This is a genomic window from Leifsonia sp. YAF41 (assembly GCF_052113185.1).
In the GTDB taxonomy this organism is placed as follows: domain Bacteria; phylum Actinomycetota; class Actinomycetes; order Actinomycetales; family Microbacteriaceae; genus Cryobacterium.
In genome coordinates, this window is the sequence record NZ_JBFRCS010000006.1 from 20280 (window position 1) to 44935 (window position 24656).

22 protein-coding genes and 1 pseudogene are annotated in these 24656 nt (G+C 63.4%); 16 read left to right on the top strand and 7 right to left on the bottom strand.

Annotated features, from left to right (window positions below):
- Positions 1-661 precede the first annotated feature (661 nt).
- From AB4Y63_RS06980 to AB4Y63_RS06990, 3 genes are all read left to right on the top strand, one after another.
- A complete protein-coding gene (locus AB4Y63_RS06980; protein WP_441790328.1) occupies positions 662-1840 on the top strand; it encodes a peptidoglycan-binding domain-containing protein in 1179 nt (392 codons plus the stop codon).
- 87 nt (positions 1841-1927) lie between these two features.
- Positions 1928-2929, top strand: a complete 1002-nt coding sequence (locus tag AB4Y63_RS06985; RefSeq protein WP_441790329.1) for a type II asparaginase — start codon at positions 1928-1930, stop codon at positions 2927-2929.
- Between the two features lie 199 nt (positions 2930-3128).
- On the top strand, positions 3129-3611 hold the full coding sequence (locus tag AB4Y63_RS06990) for a GyrI-like domain-containing protein (RefSeq protein ID WP_441790330.1): 483 nt from the start codon (positions 3129-3131) through the stop codon (positions 3609-3611).
- A 143-nt stretch (positions 3612-3754) separates the two neighbouring features.
- Here the strand turns inward: AB4Y63_RS06990 and AB4Y63_RS06995 are convergent, their stop codons facing one another.
- Positions 3755-4174 (bottom strand): pyridoxamine 5'-phosphate oxidase family protein, encoded by a 420-nt coding sequence (locus AB4Y63_RS06995; protein ID WP_441790331.1) that lies wholly within the window; start codon positions 4172-4174, stop codon positions 3755-3757.
- 159 nt (positions 4175-4333) lie between these two features.
- Between AB4Y63_RS06995 and AB4Y63_RS07000 the strand changes: the two genes are divergently transcribed.
- On the top strand, positions 4334-4675 hold the full coding sequence (locus AB4Y63_RS07000) for a P-type ATPase (RefSeq protein WP_441790332.1): 342 nt from the start codon (positions 4334-4336) through the stop codon (positions 4673-4675).
- Here the strand turns inward: AB4Y63_RS07000 and AB4Y63_RS07005 are convergent.
- The gene (locus tag AB4Y63_RS07005; RefSeq protein WP_441790333.1) at positions 4654-5052 is read right to left on the bottom strand and encodes a cupin domain-containing protein; all 399 of its coding nucleotides are present in this window, start codon (positions 5050-5052) and stop codon (positions 4654-4656) included. The two genes, AB4Y63_RS07000 and AB4Y63_RS07005, sit on opposite strands and share 22 nt — an antisense overlap.
- A gap of 196 nt (positions 5053-5248) precedes the next feature.
- Between AB4Y63_RS07005 and AB4Y63_RS07010 the strand changes: the two genes are divergently transcribed.
- The 6 genes and pseudogenes from AB4Y63_RS07010 to AB4Y63_RS07035 all read left to right on the top strand — a co-directional run bounded on the left by AB4Y63_RS07010 (position 5249) and on the right by AB4Y63_RS07035 (position 10587).
- Positions 5249-5920 (top strand): BON domain-containing protein, encoded by a 672-nt coding sequence (locus tag AB4Y63_RS07010; RefSeq protein WP_441790334.1) that lies wholly within the window; start codon positions 5249-5251, stop codon positions 5918-5920.
- Positions 5921-5962: 42 nt separating this feature from the next.
- Positions 5963-6973: a zinc-binding alcohol dehydrogenase family protein gene (locus tag AB4Y63_RS07015; protein ID WP_441790335.1), complete on the top strand. Its 1011-nt coding sequence runs from the start codon at positions 5963-5965 to the stop codon at positions 6971-6973.
- Between the two features lie 160 nt (positions 6974-7133).
- Positions 7134-7553: pseudogene (locus tag AB4Y63_RS07020) on the top strand (GAF domain-containing protein); the annotation flags it as partial.
- Between the two features lie 423 nt (positions 7554-7976).
- Positions 7977-8738: a sensor histidine kinase gene (locus tag AB4Y63_RS07025; RefSeq protein WP_441790473.1), complete on the top strand. Its 762-nt coding sequence runs from the start codon at positions 7977-7979 to the stop codon at positions 8736-8738.
- Between the two features lie 3 nt (positions 8739-8741).
- Positions 8742-9413, top strand: a complete 672-nt coding sequence (locus AB4Y63_RS07030) for a response regulator (protein WP_441790336.1) — start codon at positions 8742-8744, stop codon at positions 9411-9413.
- A gap of 34 nt (positions 9414-9447) precedes the next feature.
- Positions 9448-10587: a cation:proton antiporter gene (locus AB4Y63_RS07035; protein ID WP_441790337.1), complete on the top strand. Its 1140-nt coding sequence runs from the start codon at positions 9448-9450 to the stop codon at positions 10585-10587.
- A gap of 28 nt (positions 10588-10615) precedes the next feature.
- Here the strand turns inward: AB4Y63_RS07035 and AB4Y63_RS07040 are convergent, their stop codons facing one another.
- Together AB4Y63_RS07040 and AB4Y63_RS07045 are read right to left on the bottom strand one after the other, a co-directional pair.
- Positions 10616-11464, bottom strand: coding sequence for a universal stress protein (locus tag AB4Y63_RS07040; protein ID WP_441790338.1), 849 nt, complete (start codon positions 11462-11464; stop codon positions 10616-10618).
- 20 nt (positions 11465-11484) lie between these two features.
- Positions 11485-11955: a universal stress protein gene (locus tag AB4Y63_RS07045; RefSeq protein WP_441790339.1), complete on the bottom strand. Its 471-nt coding sequence runs from the start codon at positions 11953-11955 to the stop codon at positions 11485-11487.
- A gap of 285 nt (positions 11956-12240) precedes the next feature.
- Here AB4Y63_RS07045 and mgtA point away from each other — a divergent pair, with 285 nt between their 5' ends.
- Positions 12241-14937, top strand: a complete 2697-nt coding sequence (gene mgtA / locus AB4Y63_RS07050) for a magnesium-translocating P-type ATPase (protein ID WP_441790340.1) — start codon at positions 12241-12243, stop codon at positions 14935-14937.
- On the opposite strand, the gene AB4Y63_RS07055 is transcribed toward mgtA, so the two are convergent.
- The 3 genes from AB4Y63_RS07055 to AB4Y63_RS07065 all read right to left on the bottom strand — a co-directional run bounded on the left by AB4Y63_RS07055 (position 14914) and on the right by AB4Y63_RS07065 (position 17948).
- Positions 14914-15459: a flavodoxin family protein gene (locus AB4Y63_RS07055; protein WP_441790341.1), complete on the bottom strand. Its 546-nt coding sequence runs from the start codon at positions 15457-15459 to the stop codon at positions 14914-14916. The genes mgtA and AB4Y63_RS07055 overlap by 24 nt on opposite strands.
- A 237-nt stretch (positions 15460-15696) precedes the next feature.
- On the bottom strand, positions 15697-17331 hold the full coding sequence (locus AB4Y63_RS07060) for an ABC1 kinase family protein (RefSeq protein WP_441790474.1): 1635 nt from the start codon (positions 17329-17331) through the stop codon (positions 15697-15699).
- A 158-nt stretch (positions 17332-17489) separates the two neighbouring features.
- Complete coding sequence (locus tag AB4Y63_RS07065; protein WP_441790342.1) at positions 17490-17948, bottom strand: hypothetical protein; 459 nt, start codon at positions 17946-17948, stop codon at positions 17490-17492.
- A 199-nt stretch (positions 17949-18147) separates the two neighbouring features.
- Between AB4Y63_RS07065 and AB4Y63_RS07070 the strand changes: the two genes are divergently transcribed.
- The 5 genes from AB4Y63_RS07070 to modA all read left to right on the top strand — a co-directional run bounded on the left by AB4Y63_RS07070 (position 18148) and on the right by modA (position 24592).
- Positions 18148-21396 (top strand): beta-phosphoglucomutase family hydrolase, encoded by a 3249-nt coding sequence (locus tag AB4Y63_RS07070; protein ID WP_441790343.1) that lies wholly within the window; start codon positions 18148-18150, stop codon positions 21394-21396.
- 68 nt (positions 21397-21464) lie between these two features.
- Complete coding sequence (locus AB4Y63_RS07075; RefSeq protein WP_441790344.1) at positions 21465-22496, top strand: alpha/beta fold hydrolase; 1032 nt, start codon at positions 21465-21467, stop codon at positions 22494-22496.
- Between the two features lie 248 nt (positions 22497-22744).
- Entirely contained in the window at positions 22745-23230 is a 486-nt protein-coding gene (locus AB4Y63_RS07080; protein ID WP_441790345.1) for a hotdog fold thioesterase, read from the top strand.
- Positions 23231-23363: 133 nt separating this feature from the next.
- Complete coding sequence (locus AB4Y63_RS07085) at positions 23364-23768, top strand: TOBE domain-containing protein (protein ID WP_441790346.1); 405 nt, start codon at positions 23364-23366, stop codon at positions 23766-23768.
- On the top strand, positions 23765-24592 hold the full coding sequence (gene modA / locus AB4Y63_RS07090; RefSeq protein WP_441790347.1) for a molybdate ABC transporter substrate-binding protein: 828 nt from the start codon (positions 23765-23767) through the stop codon (positions 24590-24592). The genes AB4Y63_RS07085 and modA overlap by 4 nt, the downstream gene beginning before the upstream one ends.
- Positions 24593-24656 lie beyond the last annotated feature (64 nt).

Consider the following 24656-nt stretch of genomic DNA (forward strand, 5'->3'; position numbering starts at 1 on the left):
GCGTGCCTTCCAGCTCAGCTCCGTGTGTGGTCACCCGTACCTGCCGGGGGTCGACCCGCAGGCCGCGGCCATCCGCTTTCAGCACAGCCTCGATGCGGGTCCAGTGGCGAAGCGGATGCTCGGTGTCACCGGCAACCTGACGGATCCCCTGGAGTTGACCGGCGCTGACTGCGCAGGGCTCGACGTCGATGCCGATCGGTCTGCTCAGGCTTGTCGCCACGAGCACCATTCCGGCGCACGCGGAGACGCTGAGCGACAGCGCACGTGCTTCGTCGCTCGGCCCGGTCGTGACGGGTCGCCCGTGAGGGCCGCCGCAGTCGGTGCAGCGTGCGTCGATCGTGACCTCGGCGGGACCACACCCGATCTGCTCGGCGACCAGTTCGCGCAGGAGGAGACGGCCCCAGAGCAAGCGCTCCCTGGCCGATGCCGAGAGCGTGGTTGCAAATCGCGACCGCTCGTCGGCCGAGAGAAGCCCGATCGCTCGCGTCTCATCACCGACCAGGGCAGCGGGCTCAGCCCAGCGCATCCAGCTGTCGGTGCTGAGTTGAAGGGTGCCCACCCACCCATTCTCGCGCCATCGCACGGAACCCGCGGCTCGGTGGCGCAATGTGCGCGAAGCGACCATGATGGGCCGTGACGCGGTTTGCATTGGAGGCTACGGATGATGATCGTCTCTGAGTCGGCGTGGGGGCTTCGGGCAGCCGCTGTGGTGGGGATCGCCTTCGCGGTGGTCGGGCTCGCTGGTTGCACAGGTGAAGTCAGCAGCGTTGATCGCGCCCAGGCGCAGGTCTCCCTCAAGGAGAAGGCGGTGAATGACGCCGAGGCGGAGTTCGCAGCTGCGTCGGAGACGTTTTGTGAGGCGAGCAAAACCTACGTAGTCACCCTCGATCGGTATGGCGACGTGCTGAACGACACCGCGCCCACCGTCGGCGATGTCAGGGAGGCAGGCACCGACCTCGCCAAGCCCCGCGATAGTGCCCTCGATGGTGCCGAACAAGCTGTCGAAGCCCACCAGGATCTCGTCCTTGCGGAACAGGAGTTGACTGAGGCTCGCGCGGCACTGGAACAGGCCACGGCGGGCCCGTCGGGCTCGCCGAGTGACGCCGGTGCGGGCACGACACAACCGACAACGAGCCCACTTCCGCCCAGCGCGACCGTCGACCGGGTCAAACAGGCTGAGTCCGAGTTCGCTACTGCCCAAGGCTCGATCACCGACCAGACAGCGTTGGCGGACGCGTCCGAGCAGTTTAACGCCGCGGCCGTCGCCCTGGAGTTGGCCTGGTTGCGTCTCATTGTCGATGCCGGATGCGTCACCGATCAGCAGGCGCTGGAGGCCGAGGCAGCCGCGAGTACATATACGGCAGCGCTGCAACAGGATCTTGCCGACACCGGGTATTACGACGGTGAGGTCGACGGCGTATATGGGCCGGCGACGGTCGCATCGGTCGAAGCGCTGCAGGAGGCGAACGGGCTACCGGTGACGGGGACGGTCGACAAGGCGACCGCCGACGCTCTGCATGTCGAACTCCTCGCGCTCGGCGGGGCGGCCGCTCAAGAATCTCTGGTATCGACAGCCGCCGTCCAACAGTCTCTGAAGCTCGTCGGCTTCTGGCCCGGAGCGGTGGACGGCATCTGGACACCCGAGCTGACTGAGGCAGTCAAGGCGTTCCAGGCAGAGTTGGGTGTCGAACCGACCGGAGCTGTGGATGCGGCCACGATCAGCGCGTTTCAGAAGGCGATCGAGGAGCTCAACCAGCCGGAATCGCCCGCAAGCCCAGTGCCCGAGAGCCCAGTGCCCGAGAGCCCAGCGCCGACTCCGTCGAGCTCCGAGGAGCCCTAGGTCGGTGCGTACCAGGCTTGAGAATCATGAGCTACGGCTCTCCGTATTCGATGTCCGGATAGTGCGGAAGTTCAAGTCGCCCGCGAGTTGACAGGAGTTTCGATGTCCAGAGTGCACATACTTGCGACGGGCGGAACGATAGCGGGCACGGCTCCGTCCCCTGTCGATCCGGGATACCGCTCGGGCGGACTGGGCGTCAGCGCGTTGATCGATGGCGTGCACGGCCTCCGGAGTGTGGCCACGCTGACGGGCGAACAGTTTTCCCAAGTGGGCAGTCAGGACATGAATGACAGCCTGTGGCTCAAGCTCGCCGCGAGAGTAAACGCGCTGTTCTCCGCGAATGAGGCCGACGGTATTGTCATCACCCATGGCACGGATACCGCCGAGGAGACGGCGTTCTTTCTCCATCTGGTCGTGAAGTCGGAGCGCCCGGTTGTGCTCACCGGGTCGATGCGTCCTGCCACTTCGTTGAGCCCGGACGGTCCGCTCAATTTGTTCAACGCGGTGAGCGTGGCGGCGGATCCACAAGCTCGGCGGCGCGGCGCCATCGTCGCCATCAATGACGATCTCCATAGCGCGCGGGACGTCACGAAGTCGAGCACCACCGACGTGCAGACGTTCGTCTCTCCTGGCCCGGGATTGCTGGGGACCGCAAGCTATGGTCGCATTCGCTATTTCCGTTACCCCATGCATCCACATACCGCCGACTCTGAGTTCTCCGTGGAAGGCGAAGTCGCCCTGCCTCGCGTGGATATTTTGCACGCTCACGCGAACATGCCGGCGGATCTGGTGCGTGCCAGCGCTTCTCTCGGTGCCCAGGGAATCGTCATCGCGGGGGTGGGGAACGGAAACGTCCCCACGGATGTGGCGCAGACCCTGGCCGACGYTGCCAGCAGTGGCGTGATCGTTGTTCGAAGTTCGCGCGTCAGCAGCGGCGATGTCGGGCGCAACATCGAGCTGGACGATGACGTGTTGGGGTTGGTGGCGTCGGACCAGCTCAATCCACAGAAGAGCCGAGTGCTCCTCCAGCTTTGTCTGGCGCGTGGCTTACAGCGCGGTCATATTCAAGACGCGTTCTACCGTTACTAGGCAGGAATCCGAGGGGCAGAGAGGGCTGATCACATCGGCTCCCGGAAGACCGGAGTCGGTGACGATCGAGAGCAAAACGGCAGATCCGGACAGGCCGGACTTCGCTCTGCACAGCACGGTGGTTCGCCGTGAGCCGCCGGGGGACCTTCGTCCTGACGCAAATCATCAGATCGGGATGATGCTGGGGTTATTCGGCATCATGCCGGCAACGACAGAGGACATCGGAATCATGGATATCGAACAGGTTCAGTTGGAGCCGCGGATGATCGCGGGCGTGTGCGAGACGGTTCCGATGGACCGGCTCACTGAGTTCTTCGGACGCGCATTCGGTACGACGGCGACCGAACTCGCCCGGCAAGGGGTATTTCCGACCGGCCCCCCGGTCGCCCATTATTACGGCGCTCCCACCGCCACTGTGAAAGTCACCGCAGGATTCCCTGTCGGGGGACCGGTGACCGCCGGCGGTGGAATGGTGACGGAGACTCTCCCCGGAGGGCCGGCCATTCAAACAATTCACGTCGGCTCCTATGAAGGCCTTGCGGCAACATACTCGGCGCTCATCGACTGGTTCGCCGAGCGAGGTCTGACGGCCGGATCCGAGATGTGGGAGGAATACCTCGTCGGCCCCGACGGCGAAACCGACACGTCACAGTGGAAGACCCGTGTTGTCTATCCGCTATAGCTGCCGTTGACTCGCTGCGACTCCCATCCGGGCTCCTCCCGGCTCGGTCTACTGCCATCTCCACATCTCCGCCTCAACCCTCGCCCGTCGTGATCTCAATCTTCGTCGGGGTGGATCCGTCTCCGGACGAGGGATTGGTCGATTCAGTATCGGTCAGCTTCTGGCAGCCGCAGGAAAGTTCTCCCGGTGAGATCAGTCGGTTCGAGTCGCACGTATCGGTACTTGAGCGTTGGCAGCCAGGAGACGAGCGGCGTTCGATCGGCTTCGTCGATCTCGGACTGCAGCTCAAGTTGACGGCAGCGACCATGAACCACGACGCTCCAGGCGCTGTCTCGCGTATGCGAGTCGACTTCGAATGCGACCGTATCGTGCACCGTGAGCGCAAGCAGGGTGGTGCCGGGCGCCGTGCGAATGAGAATCGACGAACCATCGGCGTAGTAGTTCACGGGGAAGATATCGAGCTTCCCATCGACAGAGGTGGCGAGACGGCCGACATCCTCCCGGCTGAGGTAGATCCAGCACTCCTCCTTCTCCAGGTCGCGCACGACTTCCTCTGCCGACACCACACACTCCTTCCACAGTGGATGCCCGTCAGCACCGCGGTGAAAGGCTCGTGACGAGCGTTGTCTTCAAGGGTGCGCGCTCGCGGATCACAATTCCAGGGCCGAAAGGCCTGAGTGGAAGCTACCCGTCACCTTCTCCTTGAGCGACACACACTTATCGTGCTCATCGCCCTGTTTGCGTTTTGGCAGGAGTATCGTGCCGACCGGTCGGCTGAGCGACTTCGGGATCTGCTGCCCACCGAGACGCGGGTTCGTCGCGACGGCTCACAGCAGACGGTTGACGCCAGCCAACTCGTGCGCGACGACGTCGTGTTGCTTCGCGCCGGCGACCGAATCGCCGCCGATCTGACCCTCACCGAGGCGCATGCCGTGACCTTAGATGAATCGATGGTCACGGGCGAGAGCGAGGCGGTGCACCACGACGCCGGTCAGAACCTCCGTGCGGGCACGTTCGTTGTACAGGGTGAAGCGCCGACCGCCTACCTCAGGCGCGGCCGCTGAAGGTGATCGTGTACAGCGAAGTCCGGTGCACTCAACAGCTCAAGCGAGACAAAGTCATGATCTCCGACCACGTAGGCGTCATGGCCGGGCGGAATTGAGAAGGAGTCGCCGGCGGTGATGACGGCGCGAGCACCCGCATCCGTTTGCACCTCAAGGGTGCCGGAGATGCAATAGCCGACATGGTTGTTCTGGCAGGAATCGGTGTCGACGATGGGCTTGATGCAGTCTGACCAGCGCCAACCTGGTTCGAAGGTGAAGCGCCCCACCGAGTATTCACCCAGGTGGTTCACCTCGATCCTGGTTCGCTCCGCGGTGCGGTGCTCGTCGGGGGCGTCGTGAGACTTGACCTCGAGTTGCGTCACGATGACTTCGGTCATGACATCTCCTTGAATTGAGTTCTGATTGACGTCTGATTGCGATCTCAGTGAGCCGGGCCACGTCGGCACAGGGGCAAAGCATGTGGCTGCGAGTTCATGCTATTCCGGACCGCGCGGGTGTCAACGGKACCGCATCTGGTCGTAGCAGGGACTTTTGGCCCTGAAATCGGCTGCTCAGGTGAGGGAGCATCGAGTCATGAGTCCATCCACAATTTTCCATTCCTACGACGACCGCGCGATTCAGCACGCGGTCGAATCCGAACTCTCCTGGGCGCCGGATGTCGCCTCTGAACACATCGGGGTCGCCGTGGAGGACGGCGCGGTGACGCTCTCCGGCGTCGTGCGGAGCCTGGGCGAACGAGGTGCAGCAGTGCGTGCCGCCCAACGTGTGCGCGGGGTGACAGTGGTCACGGGTGACCTCACAGTTCGTGACAACCAAACGTCCGACAACGATCTGTCTACGGCCGTGAACACCACACTCACCTGGCTGGATGGAGTGCCAGAGGGCGCGATCAAGGCAGAGATCCATGACGGCAAGGTGGTCCTGACGGGTACCGTCGACTGGCACTATCTCCGGCTCGAAGCAAAGAAGGCGATTGAACGTTTGTCCGGCGTACGCGCGGTCGAGAGCAGAATTGAACTGACCCGCAAGCCACGCTCAGACGATGTGGTCGAAGAGCTGACCAACGCCTTCGTGCGCAACGCCATCCTCGATGCTGAACGCATCCATGTCGCCGTTGACGGAACGGAACTGACGCTGACCGGGAACGTGCGCTCCTGGGCGGAGAAGAGGCAAGCGGTTCACACCGCATGGGCTTCGCCTCATGTCAGCGCGGTGCACGACGAGCTTCAGATCATCCCCACCTGACGTCCGCGGCAGGTTCAATCAGTCATTCGTGAAAGGCCGGCAATGGCAGCCGAAATGAGGGCGTGGGCGGTCGGCGAGAACGCCGGAACACTGGAGCAGGTCACCCGACAACGCCCGATTCCGCTCGATGACGAGGTGCTCATCGCCGTCGAGGTGTGCGGTATTTGTCGCACCGACCTGCACGTGATTGACCATGACCTCCCAGTGCATCTGCCGGGGGTGATCCCCGGACACGAGGTCATCGGTCGGGTCATCGATCGGGGACCCCTCGTGACGGAGTTGCAGGAGGGAGACCTCGTCGGAATCGCCTGGCTGCGCCGAACCTGCGGCGTGTGCGAGTGGTGCAGGGCGGGAGCGGAGAATCTGTGTCCACGGTCGCAGTACACGGGGTGGGATGCCGACGGCGGTTTTGCGGAGTTCGCGACAGTTCCAGAAGGGTACGCCTATCGCCTTCTCGATGACGTTGACGTGGTGCACACGGCCCCGCTGCTCTGCGCCGGCATTATCGGCTTCCGCGCTTTGATGCGTGCCAATCTGCCACCTGGTGGAACACTCGGCATCTACGGCTTCGGTTCCAGCGGCCACGTGACGGCACAGCTCGCCATGGCAGCGGGTGCACGGGTGTTCGCGCTTACTCGTGGAGCGCTGAACCGGCAACTCGCTACCGATCTGGGCCTCGATTTCGTCGGTGCTGAAGCGGATGAGCCACCAACGCCCTTGGATTCGGCAATCGTTTTCGCGCCGGCCGGTTCCCTCGTTCCGGTCGCTCTTGCGGCGACGAAAGCAGGCGGTACTGTCGCGCTCGCAGGTATCCACATGTCGGAGGTTCCGGCGCTGGACTACGGGTCGACGCTCTTCCACGAGCGCGATCTGCGCACAGTGACCTCAAACACCCGCAGCGATGGCATCCGTTTTCTGCAGCTGGCGCAGAATCTGGAGTTGCGCCCAACCGTCACGGTCACGGCATTCGAAGATGTGGGCGAAACGGTGGCGGCATTTCGTGACGGCCGGGTGTCCGGGTCGATCGTCGTGACTATTTCGCCGAGAACCTGAGCGAATTGAGACACGCGGCTACACTGCGAAAGAGGTGCTTCCATCCTTTGAGAGCACGATCGGACCGGCTGTGGCTGAAGATGACGCGATCACGTTTCCCGATGCGCCGCGGGGTGAGCTTGACCGCGCGCTGCAAGACCTGGTCGCCAGAGCAAATGACGTGTTGAAGACGCAGGGTCGGCTGCGAGCACTCCTCAAGGCAAACCAAGCAGTCTTTTCACACCTCGATTTGCCGACTGTACTGCGCACGATTGTCGAGGCGGCGCTGGAGCTCGTTGACGCGCAGTATGGGGCACTCGGGGTCGTCGCCCCCACCGGGGGGCTGGAACAATTCATCCACGTCGGAATGAACCCTCTGGAGGTCGAGGCGATCGGTCATCTGCCCGAGGGACATGGCCTCCTCGGCGCGCTGATCGACGACCCGCATTCGATTCGACTCCTCCGAATTGGTGAGGATCCTCGCTCGGTTGGTTTTCCGGAGGGTCACCCGCCGATGGAATCTTTTCTGGGTGTTCCGATTCGAGTGCGCGACACGATCTATGGAAATCTGTACCTGACAAACCATCGCGATGGCCGATTCAGCCACGAAGATGAGGAGCTTCTTACTGCGCTTGCGGCGACGGCAGGATTCGCCATCGACAATGCGCGATTGTTCGCAGTGACCGAGGCGCGACAGGCCTGGAGTGCTGCTTCGGCCGCTGTCACACGGGCTCTGCTTTCTGGCGAGCCACGCGATGCGCTGCGTGAACTGATTGTGCACGTGGAACGACAATCAGATTCTCATTTGGTGTGTGTCTTGGGCTGTGAGACTCCATCTGATTCAGCGAATGTCATTGTCGCTCGGGGGCTCCATGCGGCAGATCTTGAGGGAACGGTTCAGTCGCTGAATGGTCAGCTGATCAACGCATCGAGCGCCAGTGCGCGGGCAAGCATCACCGAGAGCCTCGGCGGGGATGTCTTCAGCGCGAGTGGCTGGATGCCAGGCCCCGCGCTCATCGTGCCATTGCGCACCGACGACGAGTCGACGATCTTGCTGGTGGCTGTCCGGGAGCACGGATCACCCTCCTACACCCGTTTCGATCTGGAGGGCGTTTCTGCGCTTGCCGACCAGGCTGCAGTCGCGATGAAGCTTGCGACGGCTAGGGCTGATCGCCAGCGCATGCTCCTGCTCGAAGACCGCGCCCGGATCTCGCGCAATCTGCATGATCATGTGATTCAGCAGCTCTTCGCAGCCGGCCTTGATCTTCAAAGCATTGAATCGACGGTCGAAGAGGAGGATACCGTCCGGCGCATCGAGGCGACGGTCACGATGCTCGATAACGCAATCGCTCAAATTAGAACAATTGTTTTCGCGCTTTCTCACCGTCCAGGTTCCGACGAAACCGTTCGTCGTCGGCTCATTGAGCTCACTGATCAGCTGAGTAATGTCCTGGGGCGACCGGTGGGTCTTTCTTTCTCCGGACCGCTAGACCTCGTCGTCGGTCCCGAGCTGTCAGACGATGTCGTCGCCTTCGTACGTGAGAGCCTCACCAATGTTGTGCGCCACGCCCATGCCAAATCGGCATCCATCGTGGTGTCCGTCTCTCTCGACACCCTCACCGTCGTCGTCGAGGACGACGGAATCGGAATCGGCGATGCGACGCGTCGAAGTGGACTCCAGAACGGTGCCATGCGGGCAGAACAATATGGCGGCGGGTTGGAAATCACGTCGGGAGAGACAGGAACGCGACTCACCTGGTCTATCCCGCTGAGACATGAGGGGTAGCCGGTGCCTGTGACGGTGATTCGAGTGTTTCTCGTCGATGACCATGAGGTGGTTCGCCGCGGTGTAGCCGCACTTCTCGACGCCGAGTCCGATATCGAGGTCGTGGGCGAAGCATCCACAGCGCGTGAGGCGCGGGCGAGGATCGCGGCAACGGCACCCGACGTTGCCGTTCTCGACGTCCGGCTCCCCGATGGAAGCGGCATCGACGTTTGTCGGTCGATCCGGCAGGCTCAGCCCCAGGTCAGATGCCTGATTTTCACGGCATATGACGATGACGAGGCGCTCCGGGCTTCCGTCATCGCCGGCGCTTCCGGATACGTCACCAAAGACATCCGTGCGGGAACACTGATTGGTGCTGTCCGTGCCGCTGCTGCAGGACGGCAATTGATCGATCCACGGGTCGTCGGGCGGGTCATTTCACAATTGAAGGGTTCCCGGCAGGATCCCGCCTTCGAATTGCTCGGTCTCCGCGAGCATCAGATCCTGGCGCTGATTGCCGACGGGCTCACCAACCGTCAAATTGCGAAGCGGCTGGGCCTGGCCGAAAAGACAGTGAAGAACTATGTGAGTTCGTTGCTGTCGAAGCTTGGGCTGGAGCACCGCACGCAAGCCGCCATCCTGCACCTCAAGAACGTGCAACATCTGGACCCGCCTGCACGCGGCGCTGCCCAGTGATGGTCGGGCTGAGCGGTCGGCCGGGAGACAAACAATGAGCTTCTCGGTGCTGGCGTTGGTCGTGCTCGTGGGTCTGCTCGGGCCGCTGGTGGCGGCACGGGGTTCGTGGCGCATTCCCGCTGTCATCGGTGAACTCGTCGGTGGGATGCTGATCGGCACCACAGGGCTGCAACTGGTCAACCCTTCCGCTGGCGGATTTCAATTGTTGGCAACAATTGGGTTCGGTCTGACAATGGTCGTCGTGGGATCTCAGATTCCGGTGCGAGACCCCGCCGTGTGGGCCACTTTCGGGCGCGGGGCGGCGGGAGCTGCATTGGTCGGAGTCGTCGCCGCAGCACTTGGAGTCGCCATCGCTGTGGGGTTTGGCACGGACCATGCGGCACTGTACGCGGTGTTGCTCGCCTCCTCGTCGGCTGCCCTGGTGCTCCCGATGCTGCAGTCGGTCGGGCTGCGGGGAACGCCGGTGGCTCAGTTGGTAGCGCAAATTGCGATCGCCGATGTGTTCTGCATTGTCGCCCTTCCCCTGGTCATTGAACCGGACCGAGCGCTAGAAGCGGCATTGGTCACACTTGCTATTGGCGCTACAGCGGTCTTACTGTCGGCCATCCTGCTCAGACTCGACCGAACTGACTTGCGCCGCCGGCTGCACCTTTTCTCCGAACGCCGGCGGTTCGCGATTGAATTGCGGTTCAGCCTTCTCGTGTTGTTCGCGTTCGCCGCAATCGCCCAACTCGCGGATGTCTCGATCATGGTCGCGGGGTTCGCGCTCGGGCTGGTCCTGGCTGCGGTGGGGGAGCCCCACCGTCTGGCCCGACAGCTCTTCGGGATGACTGAAGGGTTTTTCGGTCCGCTCTTCTTCGTGTGGCTGGGAGCATCGCTGGATCTCCGGACAGTCATCACCTATCCGGCGATGATTGTCTTGGGTATCAGTCTGGGACTGGGCGCGGTGTCGGCCCACCTCGTCGCACGCGCTGTTCGGCTTCCTCTTCTCCATACAGTGGCTTCGGCCGGTCAGCTGGGGGTGCCAGTGGCTGCGGTCACCCTGGGCCTTCAAACCGGAATGCTCGCGCCGGGAGAAGATGCCGCAATCCTCCTCGGTGCAGTGATCACTGTGGTGATCTCGGCAATAGCGACCGGTTTCGCTGCCCGTAGCGCTGCACTTCGGGCTCTCTAGTCGTCAACCGCTCCGTACCGTGGTGAAGCTATGACCGCACGACAAGAGTRGGCGCGGGAATGTCCCGGAGCACTGCATGGCTGGTCGATCCGAGTGCGAATCGGCCGATTCCGCGCAATCCGTGGTTCCCGATAACCAACTCAGTCGCGTTCTTCGCGGCGTCGATCAGGGCTCCGGCCGGCAAGCGTCTGACGAGGGAGGCATGAACGGTGAGCGGGGAACCTTGTCCGAGATGGACGATGGCATCATTGAGAATTCCCTGATGCAAATCTTCAAGAGTGCTGTTCTCGACGAGTCCCAACTCAGGCACGATAACGTCTTGCCAATCAGGCGGCTCCGTCCAGGCATGAACGAGTCGAAGTTCTTCGTTGAAAAACACGGCCTCATCGCGCGCGATATCGACGACTGCTTGTGACTCTGCTGAGGGGTCCACCCCGACGACGATGCCGGACCGAGTCTCGGCGAGAGCATCTTCCGGGATGACCGCAAGAACTCCCCGAGTATGTGCGCCGGCGATTCGTGTTCCGACTGACCAGCCGAATGCCGTACTACGAGCCCGACGCGGGGTAGCCCCGACGACGAGAAGTGTGCCGGGGACCGAGAGAAGAACGAGTTCGTCGATGAGGGATCCACGGAGCACTTCGGTTTCAATCGGAGTGCCCGGATGAGAGGTCCTGGCCTGTTCACCGACCTCCATGACCCGGACGCGTTCATTCGATGTCGGTGAGTTTGCACTCAAGTAATCGCTGCCGGTCTCTCGCCCCGTCACTACGTTCACGATGAGAACCGGCAGTGTCCCAGCTCGCCTGAGCGCCCATTCGAGCGCAGTCTGTGCGGAAGCTGACCCGTCCCATGCGACGACGATCTGATTGAACATGTCGTGTGCCTTTCAACGTCTCACTTGGATTGGCGTGTCGAGCGGCCGCCCGGAACCACGAGCACCGGACAATGCGCGTGTTCGGCACATTGCGCGCTCACCGAACCGAGCAGCAGCCCGGCGAAACCGCCGAACCCTCGGCTCCCGACAACAATGAGATCGGCCGATGAACTCTCGGCGATCAGGATGTCTGCCGGAGATCCCTCGCGGATCGTGGCGGTGAACCAGCTTGGCCAGGTCGACCCGAAAACGGTATCGCCAACGGTCGCCACGATTCGTTGTGCATCCTCATCGGGATGCCACGCAACGGGAAGAGGGGAGTAGGCGACAGGAAAGCTCCAGACGCAGATCGCCTCAACGGCCGACCCGAACTTTCGCGCAAGGCCGGTGGCGTGGCGGAGGGCCTTGACCGATCCTTCGGATCCATCCACTCCGACAATGATTCGTGAGTAGTCGTTGGGCAGATCGACGGAGTTCTGAATCTCGTTCATGGCGTCGGCCAGTGGTCGACAGTTCGAAGCAGTTTCACCGTTTTATCCTCACTTCGCGAGCCATCTATTCGCGGTATTCCGAGCCTACGATTCGTGGATGTTCCCTCCAGAGTCAAAAGTCCCGCCGAGGCATTTCCTCTGGAGCGATCTCCACGCCCGTGAGAGTGGGGATGAGGGGTTGCAGCGGCAATTCCTTTGGGCTTTGGAGATCGGCGAATGTGACGGTCAGAATCATCGGCACGGCGTACGATCAGTGTTCCTACCTTGGGACGGAGGCTTCACCTGTTGCCTGACGCGCAGATTCAAGGTTCGATCGCTGCCGCGGCGCGGCAACCCGTAGAGCAGGTCGTGCACCAACTGGAATCGGGGGAGGGTGGCCTCAGCCAAGCGGTCGCCGCGGAACGGCTTTCCACGTTCGGCCCGAACGCAGTTCGCACGCACAAGGCCAAGGCATTGTCGGTATTGGGCCGTCAACTCAAGAGTCCCATTCTGATCCTTTTGATCATCACCGCCGGGTTATCGCTGTTTCTGGGGGACGTGGCGAACTCGATCGTGATCGGCGTGATCCTCATCGCCAGCATCGGGCTTGGGTTCGTCAACGAGTTCCGAGCAGAACGCGCGGCGGAAGCCCTGCACTCGCGCGTGACACACCGGGTGGTGGTGGTCCGGGATGCCGTCCCGGTCGAGATCAACATCGTTGAACTTGTGCCGGGCGATGTAGTGCGCGTAAGTCTGGGCGCCATCGTTCCCGCAGACATCCGCCTGGTGCACAGCGACGACCTGCAGTGTGACGAGAGCATCCTGACTGGCGAAGCGCTGCCGGTGAGCAAGAGTCCTGAGCCCGTTGCCGAGGATTCGTCGCTGGGCGACTTGACCTCCTGTCTCCTGATGGGCACTGTCGTGCAATCCGGTTCGGGCACCGGTGTTGTGGTTGCCACCGCCGGGTTCGCCGAATTCGGTCGGATTGCATTGGGACTCGGCGAACGCCAACCGGAGACCGAATTCCAACTCGGGCTGAAGAAATTCTCGGTGCTCCTTCTCCAGGTGGCGATCGCTTTGACCTCCCTGATTTTCATCGCCAATCTGTTGCTTCACCGGCCGCTGATCGAATCGCTGCTGTTCTCCCTTGCAATCGCAGTCGGGATCACACCGCAGCTGCTTCCAGCCATCGTCAGCACGAGTCTCGCAACCGGTGCCCGCCAGTTGGCGCGCCACAAGGTGCTCGTGAAGCGATTGGTCTGCATCGAAGACCTGGGTGACATGGATGTGCTTGTCACCGACAAGACCGGCACCCTCACTGAGGGGCGCATCAGCTATACATCTGCTGAACCGATCAGCCCCGACCTGACCGGTGACGACCTTGCTCGTCTGGGACTGTTGGCCACGGAGATCGACTTCTCCCAGGGCGTCGTGTCGACGGTCGGCTCGAATCTGCTAGACGCCGCGCTGTGGGACTCGCCGGCGGGCGCTGCTTTCGTCGCCTCCGACTTCGAACGACTCGATCTGATCCCCTTCGATCACCAACGCCGCATGACCAGTGCCCTGGTGCGCGAGAAAGGGGGAGCAGCCCGCCTGATCACCAAAGGCTCACCCGAGGACGTCCTGAGGCGGTGCGTCGGCACGCCGCCCGAGGCGCAATCACTGCTCGACGCACAGTTCGATGCCGGTTCTCGCGTCATCGCCGTCGCGACGAGGGTGGCATCCGATCTCTCGGCCATCACACCCGCCGACGAACGAGACTTGGTTCTGGCCGGTTTTCTGATCTTTCTCGACCGGCCGAAGGCAGATGCGCGGACCTCGCTCGAGCGACTGTCTTCACTCGGCATCACGGTGAAGGTCGCCACCGGCGACAACGCTCGCGTGGCCGAAAAAGTGTGTGTCGACCTCGGACTGGTTTCGGGAGGCACGCTGACGGGCACCGAGATCGACGCATTGTCAGATGTCGAACTCGGCATCGCCGCGCGCAACGCGAGCATTTTCGCCCGGGTCACACCCGAGCAGAAGGCGCGGCTCATTAGGCTCTTGCGTCAAAACGGCGGGGCCGTCGGCTTTCTCGGAGACGGCGTCAACGATGCCCTGGCGCTGCACTCTGCCGATATCGGAATCTCGGTCGACAGCGCCACCGATATCGCGAAGGATGCAGCGGATGTCGTACTCCTCGACAAAGATCTCGGAGTTCTCGCCGATGGAGTGATGGAGGGGCGCCGCATCTTCGCGAACACCATTAAGTACGTGCTGATGGGAACCTCGAGCAACTTCGGCAACATGTTCAGCGCGGCGGTGGCATCGGTCTTCTTGAGCTTCTTGCCCATGCTGCCCGGACAGATTCTCTTGAACAATCTGCTCTACGACGCCGGACAACTGGCGATTCCCGGCGACCGGGTCGACCCCGAGCAGCTCCGTGCGCCCTCGCATTGGGATATCGGGTTCATTCGGCGTTTCATGCTTCTGTTCGGACCGATCAGTTCCATCTTCGATTTTGCGACCTTCGGTTTGATGATCTTCGTCTTCGACGCCGTCCCCGGAGAGTTTCGGGCCGGCTGGTTCATCGAGTCGATCGCGACGCAGAGCCTCATCATTTTCGCGATCAGAACCCGGCGCGTGCCGTTCTTTCGCAGTCGCCCGTCCACCGGCCTGATCGCGGCGTCGCTCGGCGTTGTGGCAATCGGGGTCTATCTTCCGCTCTCACCGCTGGCCGGGGTGCTGGGTTTCGACCCCCTTCCCGCGCCCTTCTTCCTGGCCGTGCTGGGGATGATCGTCATCTACCTGGTCGTCGTTGAGTTTGCGAAGCAGTGGTTCTTTGCCCAGGCCGCCCAGCAGCCGGCAGCGCTGCCGCGGCCACGCAGTCACGTTCATCATGTCAGCCGGCGCGCGGCGCGATTTAGCGCAGCGCAGGCCGTCCGTTCCGCCGGGCAGGGCAGTAAGAGCGACGGTGTGGGCCGCGGAATACGAACCGGTTCAATCCGGAGGCCCCATCAGTGACGAAGCAATCCGTTGCCCCCACGCCTGAGCCCGGGCTCGCTCGCCTTCTTCGAGCGGCCCATCTTTGGTAACGAGAAAACTCTCGCTGGGAACGACCTCGGTGTAGCCGTGCTTACTGAGCGCCTTGTGGATGGCGTTCGACGCCGCGCCGCTGAGGATGCGAGGGAAATCCGCGCGGGTATCGAACGCTGCACCACGCGCGCCAGTCGATTCCGCTAACGACTCCAGCCACTCGCGCACGCCGATGCCCGGCGCCTCCGGCTCCAGAGTGAGGGTGCGATCGGAATCATCTGCCCATGTCACTGCTTCGGCCCGTGATTCTGGGCGGCTCATGCCGTGAATGTGGGTGGGGCCGCCAACGATCAGAACGTCGGCGCCTGCGGCGATGCTTTCGCCCGCTTGGTTGACGTTGATCACTGTGACGGTGGTACCGGATGCAGCAGAGCGCAGCCCGTCGGCCAGCGCCTGGGCTACTTCGCGGGTCGCACCGAACATCGACTCATAGACAATGACGGCTTTCATAATGCTGTCCTCTCTGTCCTGCGCTCATCTGTACTGCCCTCGGGAGCGGTGTCGCGAGTCGGAGCTGCCACGTGCACTCCATTCACGGGTTGGTCTCCAGCCTCCGCTCTGAGGATTGCGCGCGACAGGGCCAGAAGTCCCCCCACAGGAGCCAGGCGACAGCGGCACCGATCTCCGATGGGCGTACGAGGGTGCCCCGGGCACACCGGTGCGCTGCTCCCGCGGTACCTTCGTTCACTACGGCCGGCGGCGGCGGCGTGCAGTCAGTGCGAGGTAAGCGCCGAGGGTGCTGACTGCGCCGAGTCCCGCGCTCATCAGCGGGCCGCCCCAGGCGCGCCACCGTGAATCGGATCTGGTGGTGAGTTGACCGATTCCTCCGATGAGCGCGGAGACAATAGTCGCGGCGACCAATCTGTTCCCAATTCTTTCAAGCCGACCCACCAGGGGATCAAGCTCCGCGGCGTCGATATGGATCTCGATGCCGTTCGGTCCGATCGAGTCGACCAAGGTTCGAAGTTTCTCGGGTAGGTCCAGCCCGATCGCGGCAAACTGACGGCCGACCCGGGCAGCTCTGGCCGCAATCGCCCGCGCTGAGAATTGCTCGGAAGCAAAACGTGTTGCATAGGGCCGGATCGCTACCCCGAGGTTGAATGTGGGGTCCAGTCGCGCCCCCATTCCTTCGACCATAGACAGCATCCGCACGAGCATGACAAGCTGCGGGTCGAGCTGGAGTCTGTGACGGCGCAGAACGGCCAGCAGCTCGACGATCAGAGGACCGATTTCCAGATCTCCCAACTCTTTTCCCTGGTACAGGGTCATGAAATGGGCGACGTCTTTCCGCAGCCGAGGGCGGTCGATTCGCGTGCCCGTCGATGTGAGCGGGATGAGGGCGAACGCAATCTGTTCGGGATCGTCCTGCGACAGAGCTGCTAACAGGGCGACGAGGTGATCACGCAGCTCATTTCCGATTTCGCCAACCATGCCGAAATCGATCAGGCCGATCCGTCCATCGGCTTCGATGAACAGATTCCCTGGGTGAGGGTCTGCATGGAAGAAGCCGTCAACGAAGACCATTTGGGCGATGGCATCCACCGCCCGCGTGATGACCTGCGATCGAGAGATCCCTGCGCCATCGATCGCAGGGAGGTCGTCGACCTTGACCCCAGTGATCCGCTGCAAAGTAAGCACCCTCGACGTGGTGGTACTCCAGAAGACCCGGGGAATATGGATCTCGCTGCCGCGGAAGTTCTCGGCGAAACGTTCGGCGTTCCTCGCTTCCTTCAGATAATCGAGTTCGGCACGGATAGACGCGGCAAACTGGTCCACAAGACCGATGAGGTCATAGTCGGCGGCGTATTCCCATCGAGCTGTTGCCTGGGATGCGAGGTTCTGGAGAATCTCCAAGTCCTCGTGAATCTGCCCCAGCGCACCAGGACGACGCACTTTCACCACAACCCTGGTTCCGTCGTTCAAAACCGCAGCATGTGCCTGGCCGATCGAGGCGCTGGCCAGGGGTTTCTCATCGAATTCAGCGAACAACTCTCCGGCGGAGGCCCCGAGCTCCGCTCTAATCACCTGAAGCACGACCGCGCTGGGCACCGGTGGGGCACCATCCTGCAGCTTGGAGAGCTCGACGACATACTCAGGCGGGAGCAGGTCGGACCGGGTCGACAACAGCTGTCCCAGCTTGATGAACGTCGGACCGAGTTCCTCCAGCGCTGCGCGCACGTGCTCGGGATGCGCCACGTGGGTGGCGGCGTGGCCGGGAGCTGCGTCCACCGCAGCAATCCACCTCTCAAGCCCCAGCCCGCCGATGAGAAAACTCAGCCCATGCTTTGCGAGGATCCGAGCGACCTGACGATACCGGTCCATGTGGTTGAACGATGCCACGGACGTCCCCTCTCGTTGGACGGTTCGCTTCTGGCCACAGCCTATTCGGCTTGGAGGCGACCGTCACCAAAGCTCCTGAGCAGCTATCACGGGCGTGCTGGACAGATCGTCGCGTCGCGATGAACGGCGGCGCTGGGGAATCAAACGTTCTCGCGCCCGTGGTCTCGCCGCTGTCCGGGGTGCCAGGGGGAGACAAGTGCCGGCGCGATGCCCAGTAGCGCCAGCACGAGGATCAGCTCCAGCGCGCCGAGGCCGAAGTAGAGACTCTGCAGCCACGAGTACGTCTCGATGATCGCCATTTCGACGAAAATCCAGATCAGCATCCCGAGCCCGGCGACGGCACCCCACAGCATCGCCGAACGGCGACGCGTCGACAGTGCGATCGCGGCTGTCAATTGTGTTCCACCGACGATGATTCCCAAAATGAGACCGGGCACGATGAAAGAGGTGAGCGGCGTCTTCGCCAGAAACTCCAGAGGGACGCCGATACTCTCGGCGTTGAAGGCCAACACCGCACCGGCGAACGATGAGACCGCGCCGAAGAGCAACAACCCGAAGAGGACGCCGGACATGAGCCGAGTGGAGACGGAGGCAGCCATGGTCGCGGTCCTTCCTGTAAAGACGCAGTTTCGAATGGATGATTGCACTCTCCCGCACCAAATCGGGCCTGCGTAGAGTCGAAGGACCCAAGCGTTCTGACGCAATCGCCAGTATCGACGATGAAAGCGACCCGCGAGCGCAGTGGGCGGCCAGCAGCCGGCACTTCCCTCGATCGTCCAGGCTCCTAGACTGGCTGCCGTGGCCCAGCATCCGAAAGCGACGGCACGCTACGAGGCCGTGATCTTCGACATGGACGGCGTCGTCACCGACACTGCCGTCGTGCACGCCGGCGCGTGGAAGCGTCTGTTTGACGAGGTGCTGCCCCTGCTGGCGCCGGACGCCGCACCCTTCGATGAGGTCGCGGACTACCGACGCAGTGTCGACGGCCGCCCGCGCGAAGACGGTGTGCGCTCGTTCCTTGCGTCGCGCGGTGTGATGCTGCCGGACGGGACGGGGCGCCGCGCTCGGGGTACTGCCAAAACCCCGACCGTGCAGTCCCTGGCCGCCCGCAAACAGTACTTCTTCGACCGGGAACTCCGTGAAAACGGAGTGAGCGCCTACCCCGACGCCGTGACGCTGCTGCATCGTCTGCGGGCGCAGGGCATCCCGACGGCCGTTGTCACGTCGAGCCGCAACTGCCGGCAGGTGCTGCAGGCAGCCGGAGTGGGGGATCTCTTCGACGTTATCGTCGATGGCACCGATGCCGAGCGGATGCACCTCCCGGGCAAGCCCGACCCGGCCACTTTCCTTGAGGCGGCGCGCCAGTTACACGTGACCGCGGCGAAGGCGATCGTGCTGGAAGATGCGGAGGCCGGTGTCGCTGCCGCATCGAACGGAGCCTTCGGGTGGGTCGTCGGGGTCAGTCGGCACGGAGCAGACGAATTGCTTCGCGCAGCGGGCGCCCACCTGATCGTGACGGACCTGAGCGACCTCGATACCCGCCTCGCAGCCACCCACCCCGGCTGGGCAGGCGGCGAATCCGAGAGCGACCCGTGGCGATTGCGCTATGTCGGGTTCGATCCGGCGACGGAGCCACAGCGCGAGGCCCTCTGTACGTTGGGCAATGGCTATTGGGCGACACGTGGCGCTGCCCCCGAGGTCGCTGCCACGTTCCCGCACTACCCCGGCACCTATCTCGCCGGCGTCTACAACCGGCTCCGTACTCACGTCGATGACCACAGCACCGAAGACGAAAGCCTGGTGAACGCGCCCAACTGGCTGCCCCTCACGTTCCGCACTGGCGGCATTCACACTGGCGAAGAGCGTCGTGACGACAAACACGGCGACGACGAGCTCTGGTTTGATCTCGACGGGGCAGAGCTCCTCGACTATGAGCAGACTCTCGACCTCGGTCGTGCCGTGCTCACCCGCGCCTTCCGTACTCGGGACGCTGCGGGGCGCATCACGCGCATCACTCAGCAGCGTTTCGTCTCGCAACACGACGACCACGTGGCCGGCCTCACGGTCACGTTTGAGGCAGAGAACTGGTCCGGTCCGCTCACCCTGCGCTCAGCGCTGGACGGCCGGGTCGCCAACCGCAACGTGCCCGAGTACCGTCTACTGGCTGACAAGCACCTGGTGCCACGAGCTAGTGCCGAGGTAGATGCCGACACCGTGCTGCTCGAAATGGAAACCTCCCAGTCCGGCATCCACATTGTGATGGCCGCCCGTACACGGGTGCTCGTCGATGGAGCTGTGCGGCAGCCGCCCCGCACCCTGCGGACAGACGCCGAAGGCTGGATTGCCCACGAAATCTCCCTGGAGCTCGTGGAGGGACATCCGCTGACCGTCCAGAAGACCGTCGTCGTCTGCACCTCACGCGACCGGGCCATCTCGTCGCCCACCCTGGCCGTCACGAAACGGATGCGACTGCTGCCGGATCATGAGGCACTCCTGTCCGCGCACGAGGCAGCGTGGCGGGTGCTGTGGAATGAATTCACGGTGCTGCTGGAGACAGATTCCCAGCAGCCCGATGACCGCCAGCAGCTGGCGTTGAACATCAACACTTTCCACGTGTTGCAGAGCGTCGCCGGGGTCACAGCCGACCTCGACGCGGGACTGCCGGCGCGCGGACTGCACGGCGAGGGCTACCGTGGTCACGTCTTCTGGGACGAGCTGTTCGTCTACCCGACGTTGTCGATGCATCGACCGGAGATCAGCCGGGCACTGCTTGGCTACCGCTACCGCCGGCTCGGTGAGGCGCGAGCCGCCGCGCGCGTGGCAGGCCATCAGGGGGCAATGTTTCCCTGGCAGAGCGGAATCGACGGGCGCGAAGAGACGCCCACGGAATTGTTCAACCTGCGCAACGACGCCTGGATGCCCGACAACTCGCACCTGCAACGGCATGTGGGCCTCGCCATCGCGTACAGCGCGTGGAAATTCTACGAGTCGACCGGCGAGATCAGTTACTTGGTTGAGCAGGGCGCGGAACTGATCATCGAGATCGCCCGTTTTTTTGCCAGCGTGGCCACGCACGACGAGGCGGCCGACCGGTACGACATCGCAGGCGTGATGGGTCCCGATGAATTCCATGACGGGTATCCGGGCGTCCCGGGGACAGGGCTTCGCAACAATGCCTACACGAACGTGATGGCCGCCTGGGTGATGCAGCGGGCGGCGGATGTCGTTGAGCTGCTCAAGCCCCGGTATGCGGACCAGGTGTGGAACCGGGTCAAACTGCATCCCGGCGAGTCGGACGGATGGCGACGTATCGGTCGCCGGTTGCGCATTCCATTCCACGCAGACGGCGTGATCAGCCAGTTCGAGGGCTATGAGCAGCTGAAAGAGTTCGACTGGGCCGGTTACCGCGCCCGTTACGGCGCGATCGGCCGGCTCGACCTCATCCTGGCCGCAGAGGGCGACAGCACCAACAACTACAAGGTGTGCAAACAAGCGGACGTCCTGATGCTGCTCTATCTGTTCAGCGCCGACGAACTGCGCCAGGTGCTGCAGGGGCTGGGTTATGACTTTGCGCCGGAGGCCATCCCGCGCACCGTGGAGTATTACCGCGACCGCTCCAGCCACGGATCAACACTCAGCAACGTGGTGCATTCGTGGGTTGAAGCGCGCGGCAACCGGGCGAGGTCGTGGGACTTCCTTGTTCAAGCGCTGGAGAGCGACCTCGCCGATATTCAGGGCGGCACCACCCACACCGGCGTGCACTTGGGCGCGATGGCCGGATCGATCGACATGGTTACGCGCTGCTATACCGGCCTGGAGTTGCAGGGCGGCGTGCTGTCGCTGAACCCCGTGCTACCCCCGGAGATCGAACAGATCGACTTCACGCTCTACTTTCAGCAACAGCTGATCCGGGTGACCGTGGACTCGGTCATGTTGCGCTTGTTCGTCTACCAGGGCGGGTCAGCGTCTATCGCGGCGATGGTGGGCGGAATGGCGGTCCAGTTGCGTCCCGGTGAAACGCGCGAGTTTGCATTCGGCGACTCCTAGTACGAACTGGACAACGGACTTCAAACGGGTATCTGCAGATCCGCCGGACTTTCGATCAGAATGGAGGCGTGCAGCAGGACATCGCCCGAGTGACGACGACCGACGGCACCGACGTCGCGTATGCCTCGATCGGCGTTGGCCGGCCGGTCGTGTACGTCGCGGGCTGGCTCAGTCATCTGCAGCTGAGCTGGGATCTGCCCGAAGAGCGGGGGTTCTACGAGAGCCTGGCGCAGGGCTGCCGGCTCGTGCGCTACGACCGCGCCGGATGTGGGTTGTCGGCACCATTGACCCGGCCGCCGTCGATGGAATACGAGCTCGATCAGCTTGCCGCGGTCGTGGCGACGCTCGGCTCAGAGCCCTTCGATCTGGTCGGCACGTCGATGGGTGCGCTGGTCGCAGTGGCGTGGGCAGCGGAGCATCCGGACACCGTGCGTCGGCTGGTGCTTTACGGCGGCTGGGTGTCCGGCGCAGACATTTCCCCGCCCAGCGCGCGGGAACACGTCCTCGGACTGATTGAGTCGCATTGGGGGCTCGGCTCCGACGTGCTCACCGACATCTTCGCGCCCGACGCGGATGCCACGTCGCGGAAGGAATTCGGTCGCTACCAACGGGCCTGCTCGACCGCCGCCACGGCGCGGGCACTACTGGCGCTGAGCTATGAGCTCGACATCAGAGACCTTCTCCCTCAGGTGCACACCCCGACCTTGGTGGTGCACCGGGACCACGACCGAGCCGCTCCCCTCGAGCAGGCCACAGCGCTCGCGGACGGTATCGCCGGTGCGCAGCTCGTGGTGCTGCCCGGCCGCTCCCATCTGCCTTACGCGGGCGACGCGCACGTGCTCGTGGCGACGGTCCGACGGTTCCTCGGCCTGCGCGCGGCGCGGCGCGGCGCCCGAATGCTGACGGCCCGCCAAGGCGAGGTTGCGGCGTTAGTAAGTGAGGGATGCACGAACCGTGAGATTGCCGCGCGGCTGGGCATCGACGAACGGTCCGCTGAAGGTCATGTCGAGCGGATCCGTCTGCGCCTGGGCTTTCGGTCGCGGGCCCAGATTGCTGCGTGGTATGCCGCCGAGCGGGATCGGCCAGGAGCGGCGAACTGAGGTAGTTCTACGCCTGACCGCGCGGCTGGCGTCGTGCACGCTGGTGACATGAACAAAATCTTCACCAGTACCACCTCCTCTGCGACCGGGTTCGAGCTGCACGCCGGCCGCGGCCGGTCCAGCGCCGCCTTCTTCCGGGTGATGGAGCAACACCTATGGACCCATACATGGAGTGGCAAAGCACCCGCCTTCGCCATCACGATTCCCCAGAGCTACCGCCGCACACCGCTACACGAAAGGATTTCACAATGTCCACCCCATCGATCTGGAACGGCCAGGTGCCGCTGAGCGTTCTCAAGAGCATGAGCAGAGGCAGCCTCATCGAGACGCTCGGAATTGAGGTCACCGAGATCATGCCCGATTCTCTGCATGGCCGGATGCCCGTCGATGCACGCACGACGCAGCCCGCCGGTGTGCTCCACGGCGGTGCGTCAGTCGCATTCGCGGAGACGCTCACGTCGACGGCAGGTTTTCTCTCCATCGATCGAGACCGTTTCCATGTAGTCGGAATGGAGATCAACGCCAACCACCTCCGTCCGGTGGCGGAAGGATGGGTGACGGGAGTCGCTCGTCCGATCCATCGCGGCGAACGAGTCCACGTCTGGGAGGTGCGGATCTCCGATGGTCAGGAGCGACTTGTTTCCATCTCGCGGTGCACGCTCGCGGTGATTGAGAAACCGAGCGCATACACGACACCCGAGTCGCGGTCGCGAACCCTTCACGGCTCAGCGTGAGGTCGCGCCCGATCATCCCTCGCCGGGGCTACCTGTCCTGACGCGGCGTACCCTCCAGGCGAGGGTGCGCGTCCGGCAGATACGGTCTTCTTGTCCCTATTGCAACCGCGAATGCGGTGCTACCGTGCGTCCTATGACGCAGTTCAGAGTCAGTGAAGCCGCTCGGTTGCTCGGAGTCAGCGACGACACCGTTCGTCGTTGGGTGACCGCTGGCACGCTCGAGTCGGTCAGAGACGGGGCCGGCCGCCAGGTCATCGCCGGCGCAGAGCTGGCGGCCCGTGCGCGGGCCATCGCCGTGCTGCCCGAGGACCCGGGCGGCACGGAGAGCAGTGCTCGCAACCGTTTCGTCGGGCTGGTGACTGAGATCGTCCTCGACACCGTCATGGCACAGGTCGAACTTCAATGCGGGCCCCACCGGATCGTCTCCTTGATGTCCAGCGAAGCGGTGCGGGACCTCGGGCTGGAAGTCGGTTCACTGGCCGTCGCTGTCGTGAAGGCCACGATGGTCATCGTCGAGGTACCGCGGGAGCAGCAGTGATCCGCGGCCTGAAATCTCGGAGCCTGAAACAGCGAAGCCTCGTCGGACTCGCCGCGATCTCGGTACTCGTTCTGATCAGCGGCTGCAGCACCACAGCGGCGGATTCCGGGGCTGCAGCGCCGTCGATGCCAGCCGCCGAAGCGCTCAGCGGGGACCTGGTGATATTCGCCGCCGCCTCACTCACCGCCTCCTTCAACGAACTCGCTGCGGAATTCGCCGGCGAGAACCCAGCCGTGACCATCACGCCGATCGTCTATGACGGTTCGTCCACCTTGGCCACGCAGCTGAAAGAGGGCGCGAGCGCCGACGTCTTCGCTTCCGCCGACGAGCAGACGATGGCGGATGTCGCCGCGGCCGGCTTGATCACGGGCGCGTCATCAAGCTTCGCCACGAACACCTTGCAAATTGCGGTGCAACCGGGCAACCCACGGGGTATCACCGGCCTCGCCGACCTGGCACGTCCAGGTCTCCTTGTTGTGCTCTGTGCGCCGGAGGTGCCCTGTGGTGCGGCATCGCAGAAGCTTCTCGGTCTTGAGGGCGTCGCCGTGACGCCGGTGAGTGAGGAGCAAAACGTGAAAGCCGTACTGACCAATGTCAGTACCGGAGAAGCCGATGCTGGGCTTGTTTACACCACCGATGTCAAGGCAGCGGGCGGTTCAGTGGACGGCGTCGTGATCGACGGCGCCGACCGCGCGATCAACAGCTACGCAATCGGGGTGCCGTCGAGCGCAGAGAATCCGGCCGTGGCAGAGGCCTTCGTCAGCTGGGTGTTATCAGCGCCAGCGCAGGCGATCCTGGCGCGCTTCGGCTTCGGGCCCCCGTGACCCGCACCGAGCCCGGCGCTGTGACCAGCGCTGTGCCCCCCACGCCGGGGCCCCGCGTTCAGCG

Bases quoted from the DNA above. Each gene is read 5' to 3' on its own strand.
- AB4Y63_RS07055 (WP_441790341.1), bottom strand. From the start codon at position 15,459: ATGAAAGCCGTCATTGTCTATGAGTCGATGTTCGGTGCGACCCGCGAA.
- AB4Y63_RS07005 (WP_441790333.1), bottom strand. From the start codon at position 5,052: ATGACCGAAGTCATCGTGACGCAACTCGAGGTCAAGTCTCACGACGCC.
- AB4Y63_RS07085 (WP_441790346.1), top strand. From the start codon at position 23,364: ATGACGCAGTTCAGAGTCAGTGAAGCCGCTCGGTTGCTCGGAGTCAGC.
- AB4Y63_RS06990 (WP_441790330.1), top strand. From the start codon at position 3,129: ATGCCGGCAACGACAGAGGACATCGGAATCATGGATATCGAACAGGTT.
- AB4Y63_RS07080 (WP_441790345.1), top strand. From the start codon at position 22,745: ATGTCCACCCCATCGATCTGGAACGGCCAGGTGCCGCTGAGCGTTCTC.
- AB4Y63_RS07010 (WP_441790334.1), top strand. From the start codon at position 5,249: ATGAGTCCATCCACAATTTTCCATTCCTACGACGACCGCGCGATTCAG.
- AB4Y63_RS07065 (WP_441790342.1), bottom strand. From the start codon at position 17,948: ATGGCTGCCTCCGTCTCCACTCGGCTCATGTCCGGCGTCCTCTTCGGG.
- AB4Y63_RS06980 (WP_441790328.1), top strand. From the start codon at position 662: ATGATGATCGTCTCTGAGTCGGCGTGGGGGCTTCGGGCAGCCGCTGTG.
- AB4Y63_RS07045 (WP_441790339.1), bottom strand. From the start codon at position 11,955: ATGAACGAGATTCAGAACTCCGTCGATCTGCCCAACGACTACTCACGA.
- AB4Y63_RS07035 (WP_441790337.1), top strand. From the start codon at position 9,448: ATGAGCTTCTCGGTGCTGGCGTTGGTCGTGCTCGTGGGTCTGCTCGGG.
- AB4Y63_RS07060 (WP_441790474.1), bottom strand. From the start codon at position 17,331: ATGGACCGGTATCGTCAGGTCGCTCGGATCCTCGCAAAGCATGGGCTG.
- AB4Y63_RS07015 (WP_441790335.1), top strand. From the start codon at position 5,963: ATGGCAGCCGAAATGAGGGCGTGGGCGGTCGGCGAGAACGCCGGAACA.